13 protein-coding genes are annotated in these 8809 nt (G+C 54.4%); all 13 read right to left on the reverse strand.

Annotated features, from left to right (window positions below; all coding sequences use genetic code 11):
- A partial coding sequence (hybE, locus tag NP596_RS18045) for a [NiFe]-hydrogenase assembly chaperone HybE (RefSeq protein ID WP_256616794.1) occupies window positions 1-437 on the reverse strand: 437 nt, incomplete at its 3' end.
- 2 nt (window positions 438-439) lie between these two features.
- Window positions 440-661: a rubredoxin gene (locus NP596_RS18050; RefSeq protein WP_256616795.1), complete on the reverse strand. Its 222-nt coding sequence runs from the start codon at window positions 659-661 to the stop codon at window positions 440-442.
- The gene (locus NP596_RS18055; RefSeq protein WP_256616796.1) at window positions 658-1503 is read right to left on the reverse strand and encodes a hydrogenase expression/formation protein; all 846 of its coding nucleotides are present in this window, start codon (window positions 1501-1503) and stop codon (window positions 658-660) included. Before NP596_RS18055 ends, NP596_RS18050 begins: the two co-directional genes overlap by 4 nt.
- Window positions 1504-1559: 56 nt before the next feature.
- Window positions 1560-1868 carry a hypothetical protein gene (locus NP596_RS18060; protein WP_256616797.1) on the reverse strand — a complete coding sequence of 103 codons (309 nt, stop codon included), beginning with the start codon at window positions 1866-1868 and terminating at the stop codon, window positions 1560-1562.
- 577 nt (window positions 1869-2445) lie between these two features.
- Window positions 2446-3003 carry a hypothetical protein gene (locus NP596_RS18070; RefSeq protein ID WP_256616798.1) on the reverse strand — a complete coding sequence of 186 codons (558 nt, stop codon included), beginning with the start codon at window positions 3001-3003 and terminating at the stop codon, window positions 2446-2448.
- 604 nt (window positions 3004-3607) lie between these two features.
- Window positions 3608-3925, reverse strand: a complete 318-nt coding sequence (locus tag NP596_RS18075) for a CcdB family protein (RefSeq protein WP_256616799.1) — start codon at window positions 3923-3925, stop codon at window positions 3608-3610.
- Between the two features lies 1 nt (window position 3926).
- On the reverse strand, window positions 3927-4166 hold the full coding sequence (locus NP596_RS18080; RefSeq protein ID WP_256616800.1) for a type II toxin-antitoxin system CcdA family antitoxin: 240 nt from the start codon (window positions 4164-4166) through the stop codon (window positions 3927-3929).
- A gap of 201 nt (window positions 4167-4367) precedes the next feature.
- On the reverse strand, window positions 4368-4787 hold the full coding sequence (locus NP596_RS18085; protein ID WP_256616801.1) for a thioredoxin domain-containing protein: 420 nt from the start codon (window positions 4785-4787) through the stop codon (window positions 4368-4370).
- On the reverse strand, window positions 4784-5080 hold the full coding sequence (locus NP596_RS18090) for a HypC/HybG/HupF family hydrogenase formation chaperone (RefSeq protein WP_256616802.1): 297 nt from the start codon (window positions 5078-5080) through the stop codon (window positions 4784-4786). The genes NP596_RS18085 and NP596_RS18090 overlap by 4 nt, the downstream gene beginning before the upstream one ends.
- Window positions 5080-5763 (reverse strand): HyaD/HybD family hydrogenase maturation endopeptidase, encoded by a 684-nt coding sequence (locus tag NP596_RS18095; RefSeq protein WP_256616803.1) that lies wholly within the window; start codon window positions 5761-5763, stop codon window positions 5080-5082. The genes NP596_RS18090 and NP596_RS18095 overlap by 1 nt, the downstream gene beginning before the upstream one ends.
- Window positions 5764-5832: 69 nt before the next feature.
- Window positions 5833-6528, reverse strand: a complete 696-nt coding sequence (gene cybH / locus NP596_RS18100) for a Ni/Fe-hydrogenase, b-type cytochrome subunit (protein ID WP_256616804.1) — start codon at window positions 6526-6528, stop codon at window positions 5833-5835.
- Window positions 6525-6749: a hypothetical protein gene (locus NP596_RS18105; RefSeq protein WP_256616805.1), complete on the reverse strand. Its 225-nt coding sequence runs from the start codon at window positions 6747-6749 to the stop codon at window positions 6525-6527. Before NP596_RS18105 ends, cybH begins: the two co-directional genes overlap by 4 nt.
- Before the next feature lie 152 nt (window positions 6750-6901).
- Entirely contained in the window at window positions 6902-8698 is a 1797-nt protein-coding gene (locus NP596_RS18110) for a nickel-dependent hydrogenase large subunit (RefSeq protein ID WP_256616806.1), read from the reverse strand.
- Window positions 8699-8809 lie beyond the last annotated feature (111 nt).

Consider the following 8809-nt stretch of genomic DNA (forward strand, 5'->3'; position numbering starts at 1 on the left):
AGCATGTCGCGCCGGCTGACCGCGCGCGGCGCCGGGTGGCTTAGCAAGGCTTGCAAAGCCGACTGTCCTGCCGTCACGGCGGCGGTCTGGTTTTCAAATTGAAACATCGGCGAGAACAGCGAACATTGCGCGTAACTGCCAAGCTGCGTCTCGCGGGCCATGGTAAACTCGAAACTGCCGTAAGGGAACGCATGTTCGAATTTGTTGCCGGGCGGCTGTGTTATCCAAGCGGAGTCCGTTGTCGGCAACAGCAGCAGATTCATGCACCACGGCGTAATCAACACCCCCAACCAGTCGCGGTTGACCAAGCCGAAACTCAGCGCCCGCACCGCAAGTGCCGGGTTGAGCAAGGGCAGGCCGCGCATGCGCGTCGCCAGTATCTCGTTAAACGTTGCTTCCAGCGCCGATTTGATTTGTTCGCTATCCAGCCATTGCATGCTCAGTCGTCCAGCAGCAGAAAATCCCGTTTCGGCGCGCCGCATTGCGGACAGCTCCAATAATCGGGCAGTGCCGAAAATGCCGTGCCGGGCGGGAATTGCCTATCCGGGTCGCCGGCGGCGGGTTCGTAAACGTGCCAGCAGATTTTGCATTCCAGTTTGGCATCGGCCGGCAGGCGCGAAGCATCGCCGCCATAGGCGCCGGCAAAGAAGCCATCGCTCATAGGTAAACCTGCAAAATTTCCTGCAGACGTTGCCAGCTGTCGGCAATGTCTTCCGGCGAAGCGCAGGCTACCGTGGGCACATCGCTGACTTCCAGCGTGTTGAGGATCAAAGTGTCCTGCGAATTGAAATAACGCACCCACCAGACGAAACGGCTGCCGGTGGCGGTAATGCGGCAATTACCGTAGCCGCGCGACAAAATAGTTACCGGTCCCCGGCCCAGCCGTTGTTCCAAAAATGCCAAATCCTGTTCGGTTTGCGGCAGCAGGCTCAGGTTGATGATGTGCGCCTCGTCGCCGGGCCGGTAGACGGCAATCTTGGAATTCAGCTCGGCCAGCAACGGCGGTGCGTTCATCACTCCGTCCGGCAGTGCGCTCATGTCGGTATCGATTTGCTCGGCGGCAGAAGCGAAGGTCGTTTGGGCGACGCTTTGCGGCATGATGCCGACCTCCAACACGTCGGCCAGCAGGCGTTGGCCGACGCTTTGCCGAGAGCGCCAGACGCCGGCCAGCACCGATTCCTGTATCCGCAGCTGTTGCGCGCCGCCGCAAATCACGCTGACCTCGCCTTCGCCGAGCAGTTCGTCGACGAAGCGGCGGTTGGTCTGGTCCAGACCGATCAGGTCTATGCTGGCGCTGTCAGTCGGGTAAGCCGCCAAATCCTGTTCGAGCTGCTGCAACACGGTCTTGGCTTGGGCCAAATCCGCCGCGTTCAAGTCCACCGAAATCTGCGGCATCCGGTAGGTGGTCATTTCTTCCGGCATCGCCAGGTATTCCAGCTCGACGCCGTCTTCCTCGGCGGGTTGGCTGCCTTGGCCGAAAATTGGGAGAGTTATTGATGTCATGTGTTTGGGCGTTGGCTATAGTTTCGGGTTGTTTGTTGGGTTTACGGGTGTTTGTTTTATTTGGTGTCGCTATCGCGGTTTGTTTGAATCGGGTTCTCGCACCCGAAGGCGAGTTTCTTTCTTTTGCTCCGCCAAAAGAAACAAACCAAAGAAAAGGCGGCCCGGATTCCGCCAATTTCCAGCGCTTCTCGCTTTTGGCGAGGGTTGCTTGAAGGGGCTTCCCAGCCCCTGCAAGCAACGAGTGGCATCCCTGCCGCTCCCCTATCGGGCTGATCCCGCCAAAAGCTGCGATGCTCGGGGCGGAATAAGGGGAGGAAAACCATCTCGAAATTCAAAGAAACACCAGAAAAATGTAGGGTATGCATCGCATACCTTTTTTGGGTTTAAATGGAGGATTGGAAGAGGCACTCGATGCGTACCATACTTCACCAGATCTTCTGAAACAAAGGTTCCTAACGTGGAGGTTGGGAGCTAGAAAAAGTTTTTTCCGCGTGGGCACAACAAGCCGTGCCCACCCTACGGGACTTAAAGCAGAAGCTGAATTATATCCACCTCAATCCGGTCAAACGCGGTTATGTCGATTTGCCGGACATTGGCGCTATTCCAGTGCGCGCAGTTATGTTGGGATGGAGGGGTTATTGCCGATTTATCGGGATTGGTTTTAACCTGACCGCAGCGCGGTTAGCCTGTGTTCCCACGCGGCGCGTGGGAACGAGGAAAAATATCGCGGTAACATAAATTGCAATTGCGTATATTTATATTTTAATTATTTTTGATACTTTTCCACATACTCGACACTTTATAGAGTTTCCTGGTGTGCCTATGCATTTAGCACAACCCGTAGAACCGCAGTTATTGCATTTTACGAATGGAGCTCCGCCAACATTATTGCGGCATTTTGGACAAGGCGAATTGTGACTACAGGTTGGCATAATTTATCCACTATGTTATTTTTATTAAGCATATTTCGCATATGCCATCTTCTTTATCTTCCGTTATAGTTTGAAATTCCTTGAGACCATAAATAACTATCTGATTACTGAAGTTTTTTACTAGTAATTTATCTAGAGCCTGATGACGACCTGTTTCAGGTCTGATGCGATAGATAAGCATCCATCTTTGCGATCTATGTTCAATCGATTTTAATTTTTTAATATCTGATTCTATTAAGACTTTGCCATTGCCTTTATAATTCTTTACTTCTATGTAAGCCCAATTTTTTCCACTTCCAGGTTCTTTAAAAGCAAGATCTGCTCTACGAGGGTTTTTTTCACTTTCTTTTGGATAACTGCGCTCGTAATCTATGGTTTCCCATCTTCTATATCCTTTTCCTATCGCAGATTCATAAATTCCAAGAACAGCGACGGTTTCAATGCAACAAGCAATGCCTGGGGTGATTGTTAATTCTTCTGCGGTAGATGCATGAAGATATCGGTGCCTGAGATCCTGCAACTGTAATGCCCAATCTGCTAAAGCCAGTAAATCATCTGCCCATTTCATAAAATATTATTTAACAATTTTAATTTCACTATAACCCATCTCAAACAGCAACCCTGCACCCGCGTCTTATCTGGTACTGTCCTCAGCTCGGTAAGGATGTGCTGAACAAAGTGAAGTGCATCTATAGCGAATGATAAGCCTACTACCATCGGGAGCATACTACAGTAGAATCACAAATTAAACTTACAAAATCGTCTAACGATTTTTCATTTCGCGAGGGGTTGTTCCCGTTATTCCGCACCGAGCATCGCAGTTTTTGGCGAAAAAGGCCCGATAGGGGAGCGGCAAGGATGCTGCTCGTTTTCGCAGGGTCAGGGATGGCCCTTCGAAAACCCACGGCAAAAGCGACAAATTTGCCTGGAGCAAATTTGAACAGCCGATAGGCTGGCCCGCAGGGCGAAAACCATGGATGGTTTTCGTAAAAGCGCAGGGAATTGGCGGAATCCGGGTGTCGTTTCTTTTGGGTACTTTTCTTTCGACTGCATGGATGCAGGAGGTAGGGCAATGCAGGAGCAATTGCCGAGGACAAGCAAAGAAAAGTACCTCGGTTGTCGGTCCGAGAACCGACTTCAAAAACATCCGTCGCGATAGCGACACCAAATAATCAAAATCCCCGAAACAAAAAGTCCAACGCTGCCCCAATCTCAAACCGTTGCGATTCCAGCGACGCCACTGGCGTCTTTAGAATCCGCGTGGGAACAGCCGCCAATTTCGGCGTTTCCATCACGCATTCGATACCTTCCACCAAAAGAATCGGCATTAAATTAGCCGGTAACAAAACAGAAGGAAAACGATCCCGTCGCTTTAGGGGGATTACGACCCGGCTATCCAAGGCACTTAATACATCGCTTTGCACATCCAGCAAATAGGGCACGTCATTGGACCTTACACCGCTGTTGCGGTAGACATCGAAGCGGGCCATGTCAAAAAGACCGCCATTCGTCCAGTGGCAAGCCTTCCTGTTCGACTGTTTGGTTGTAAGCGGCTATGAACTCGGCATGCTCCTGTTGCCAGCGCTTTTCTCTTTCGCCGCGCACCAAGTCGCGCAAATAGCGGTCGCAAGCCTGTGAAATGTTGATATTCAATGCCTTGGCTTCGGCCAGCACATCGGCGGACAAGGTGATATTGGTGGCTTTTTTCGTTACGCTGTTCGTGATGGCCATGGTGTTGTCTCCTGGAGAATGGCTTTAATATGCGCATCATACTCCAACATGATCGTTGTTGGCGCGCATCGCGATAGCGATACCAAATTGTTAAAGAGCCGGTGAGGAATAGAATCTTGTCACCTTGGCCCTATCCGGTAGGAAGAGCCGAAATCTTAAGCCGGAAACGCTACGCTTATTCCGGCCTACGCATATAGAAAACTAAGCATGCCCCCCGCATACTTTTTCCAAATCAAACCTGGGCGGTTGCTTGGGCTGCAGGGCCAAGATTCTGGCAAATTCCTGACCGAATTCCTGCCAGTCCTTGATGCCGGTAATCACCCCTAGATATTCGCCGCGCCGTAAAAACACCAGGGCCGGCCAGGTGGTGAAGTGGAATCTGGCCTGCAGTTCCCGTTCGATGGAGCGATCGATTACCGCCCCTTGCAGCTGGCTGTTGAACACTTTTAACAATTCCGGCAGAATCACCTGCACGTCCTGACTTTCCGGGAACAGTGTCGGGTCGTTGCGGAAGAACAGCACCACGGTGTCGTGGCTGTAGACGAAGTTGTCGTAATTGTCGGCATCCAGCAAAGGCAGGCGCGAACGGGTGGACGATATGTCTTCGGAAGGAATGCTCATGATCGTAAATGCTCCGGTAGTTCGGGTTCCCGCTCGACCAGATCGGCGAATAAGTGGTCGATATCGGTTTCGCCTTGCATGGCAAGGCGCATGGCTTCCAGCGCGTCGGTGATTTGACGGGCTTTGTCGGCACTGATGACTTCGCGGGCGGTATCCAGAAATACCAGCAGCCAGGCGCCCTTGGGCTGTTCGCCGACCAGCATCATGTCGACCAAACCGGTTTCGCCCCGGTATATGCACAGAGCCGATTCGCCGCGCGGTTCGATGACTTGCATCGGAATGCCGATGCACATCAGTATTGTCCCCGATAATCCACATCGACCTGCAGGCTGGGCAGTTCGGAGGGTGTTGGCGGGCGTACCGTAAAAACGCCGGTTTGCAGAACGCGCTGGTCGCCGATGCGGCAGGCTTGAGCGGGGGAAGGGCGTTCGGCTTCGTAACGCTGCATGTCCAGCGCCGGATCGTTCAATTCAACAGCCGTATCGATACGGCTGGCGGCGACGCCGACATTTTGCAGATAACGTAAAGCGGTTTCGATGGCGGGTTGAATTTGCGCCTTGATGTTTTCGCGCAGGCTGCCGCCGTAATCGTCCAATTCTTCCGGCTGCACGCCGATCAACAATAAATGTTGCGGGTATTGGCCCAACAATTGTGCGGTAGCCAATACCTCTTGGAAGCCGGTTTGATGCAGGCTCATTTTTTTAGCGCCGAGAAAATTCGGCACGTCGTCGTTTTCGATACATTTCAGGGTGGCGGGCGGCAGGCCGTAATCGATAGCGTCGAACACCACCAACACATCCGCCGCCTGCACGTGTTCGACCAAATATAGCCCTTGGGTGCCGCCGTCCAATACCGTGACGTTATCCGGGAAGCGGTAGTGTTTTTGCAGATGCTCGATGACGCGAACGCCGAAGCCTTCGTCGGCCCACAGCAGGTTGCCGATGCCAATCAATAGGATTTGAGGCGATGAGGTCATAAAATCATTGCAAGCTGAATCATATAGGATGTACCGACGTTAGGAGGCGCATCGTCAAAAATGCAACGTTCAATGCGCATCGTCTACCGGCTTGTCGTCTTTAAAGCTGCGCCAGCCGTTGGCGATGGTCGACAACATACTTTGACCGGACAGCTTATCCTCGCGCACCGCTACATAGATATGGATCAGCACGAAGCAGACGATGGCCCACATCACCAAATGGTGCCAACTGTGCACACTCTGGCTGTCGCCGAACAGCGGCAACAACCAGCTGCTGAACAGAATCCATTGCCAGCTGCCTTGGCCGGCGCCTTCGCCGTAAAGCGCAAAGCCGGTAAGGATCATGAACAACGTACCCCACACCAACACGAAATGCATGGCCAATATCGCCAGCGGGTTGTGGCCGATGTAATGCCGGGGCGTTTTGGCGATAAAGGCATACCAGAGTATTTCCTGGCGGACGCTGTCCCAGAAATGCGTGCTCAGCAGAGGCGGTAAAAAGATTTGCCGGGCGTGCTCGTTGCCGGCATAGGCCCAATACAAGCGTCCCAGCAAGCCGACGGCAAGCAGATAGCCGGCGGCGAAATGCGCGAAACGGATATAACCCATCAGAAAATGCGCGGAGGCTTCGCCGGCCGGCGAGGGTAAGGGGGCGGCGATTAAATAGCCGGTTACCGCCAATACGCTGATCGCCAGCGCATTGATTCCGTGCCAGAGACGGACCGGCAGTTCGTAAACATAGACCGGTTCGACCGGCGCACTCATTGCGGTCTCCGGCCCGGCGCCTTGGCGCGCAGCCAAAGTCCGCGTACCAGTGCCACCGCCGCTATCGATAAAGCGGCCGCAAACAGATGCGGCAACCAAGTCGGGTAAGCAGCTAGCATGTGCTCCAGGCTGTGTGTGAAGGCATCGATGCCGGGATGGCTATGGGCTTCGGCTTGACCGGTCATCAACATCAAAACGGCGGGCGAAAAATATTTGTTCATGTCGTTCTCCATGGGCTGGTAAAAGCCCGTAGGCCGGAATAAGTGCGTTCGACGTTTAGTAAGAACGCGCGTTTCCGGCAAGCTTTTTAACGCCGGAAACGCCCGATTTCGCTGTCGCTGCATCGGGTTTATTCCGGCCTACGTGTAATCGTTCAGCGCACCTTGACGCTGGTTAATTCGGTGCCGTCCGGACTGATCACATGCGTGGAGCACGCCAGACAGGGGTCGAAACTATGCAAGGTGCGCAGAATTTCCACCGGTTCGTCCGGGCGTTCCACTTTGGTGTTCATTAGTGCGGCCTCGAAGGCACCGATGTTGCCTTGCTCGTCGCGCGGCGAACCGTTCCAGGTGGTCGGCACCACGCATTGGTAATTGGCGATCTTGGTATCTTCGATTTTCAGCCAATGACCCAGAGCGCCGCGCGGCGCTTCGGTGAAACCGACGCCTTTGACGCTGCTCGGCCAGGTTTCCGGATCCCAACGTTCGACATTGGCGGTAGCCAAGTCGCCGGCCTTGATGTTGGCGATCAGTTTGTCCATGAAATAGCGCATCTTGCCGGCCGCCCATTGCGCTTCCAGACCGCGTGCGGCGGTTCTGCCCAAGGTCGAGAACAGCGCGCTGACCGGCACGTCCAGGGTTTTCAAGACGAAATTGATCTGCTCGGTGATTTCCTTGTTGCCTTGGGCATAGCCGACCACATAACGCGCCAGCGGCCCGACTTCCATGGCATGGCCGCGCCAGCGCGGGGCCTTGATCCAGGAATATTTGGCGCCTTCGTCCAATTCCTGAATATGGGTGCGGTCGCCCTTGGTGTTGGGGCCGATTTTGTAGTTGGGTTCGGTAATGCCGTCCCAGGGGTGCAGACCGATGGCTTCGTCGGGATAGCTGTACCAGGAGTGCGGCACGAATTCCTGGATCTGTTCGGGATCGGTCAAGTCCACTTCGTGCACCTTGCTTAAATCGCCGTTGATGATGGCACCGCGCGGCATCAGCAGGTTGGACGCGGAATAGTCGTTGGCATTGTCCGGAATGTCGCCGTAAGCCAGCAAACTTTGCCCCGAGATGCCGCCGCCGTACAGCCAGCCTTTGTAGAACTGGGCGATAGCCAGTAAATCCGGGATATAGACTTGGTCGATGAAGGCTATGGTGCGGTCGATCAGCGACGACACCAGATTCAGCCGCTCCATGTTGATGGCGCCGTTGGCGCCGACGCCGTCGATATTGATCGCGCAAGGCACGCCGCCGACCAGCCAGTTCGGATGCGGGTCCTTGCCGCCGAAGATGGTGCGGATTTTCATGATGTCTTTTTGAAAATCCAGCGCTTCCAGATAATGGGTCACCGCCATCAAATCGGCTTCCGGCGGCAATAAATAAGCCGGGTTGCTCCAATAGCCGTTCTTGAACGGGCCAAGTTGGCCGGATTCGACGAATTTTTTCAGCCGGTTTTGGGTGTCGCGAAAATAGCCGGGCGAGGACTTGGGATTATGCGGCGAAATCGATTGCTGCAGGGCCGAGGTGGCGGCCGGATCGGCCTTCAAGGCGTTGACCGGATTAACCCAATCCAGCGCGTGCAAATGGTAGAAATGCACTAGATGGTCCTGCACCTGCAGGCTGAGTTGCATCAGGTTGCGGATGGAATTGGCGTTTTCCGGAATCTGGATTTTCAAGGCGTCTTCGACCGCACGCACCGACGTCAAGGCATGGGTGCCGGTGCAGACGCCGCAGATACGCTGCACGAAGGCCCAGGCGTCGCGCGGGTCACGGCCTTTCAGAATCACTTCCAGACCGCGCCACATCGTGCCGCTGGACACGGCGTTGCGGATGATATTGTCGTCGTCGATGTTGACTTCGCAACGCATGTGGCCTTCGATGCGGGTGACCGGATCGACCACGACGCGACGGCCGGCGTCGTTCAAATGAAAACCGTTGGGGGTGTTTCGGACTGTCATTATTGTTCCGCTCCTGGATGTTTGTCGCCGGATTGTTTGGCGCGGTTCAAGGCCGTCAAGCCGGCATGCGCGGCGATACCGGCGCCCACCACGGCGGCGGCGGTACCGCCG

Origin of the sequence: Methylomonas rivi, assembly GCF_024505165.1 — a bacterium.
Lineage (GTDB): Bacteria > Pseudomonadota > Gammaproteobacteria > Methylococcales > Methylomonadaceae > Methylomonas > Methylomonas rivi.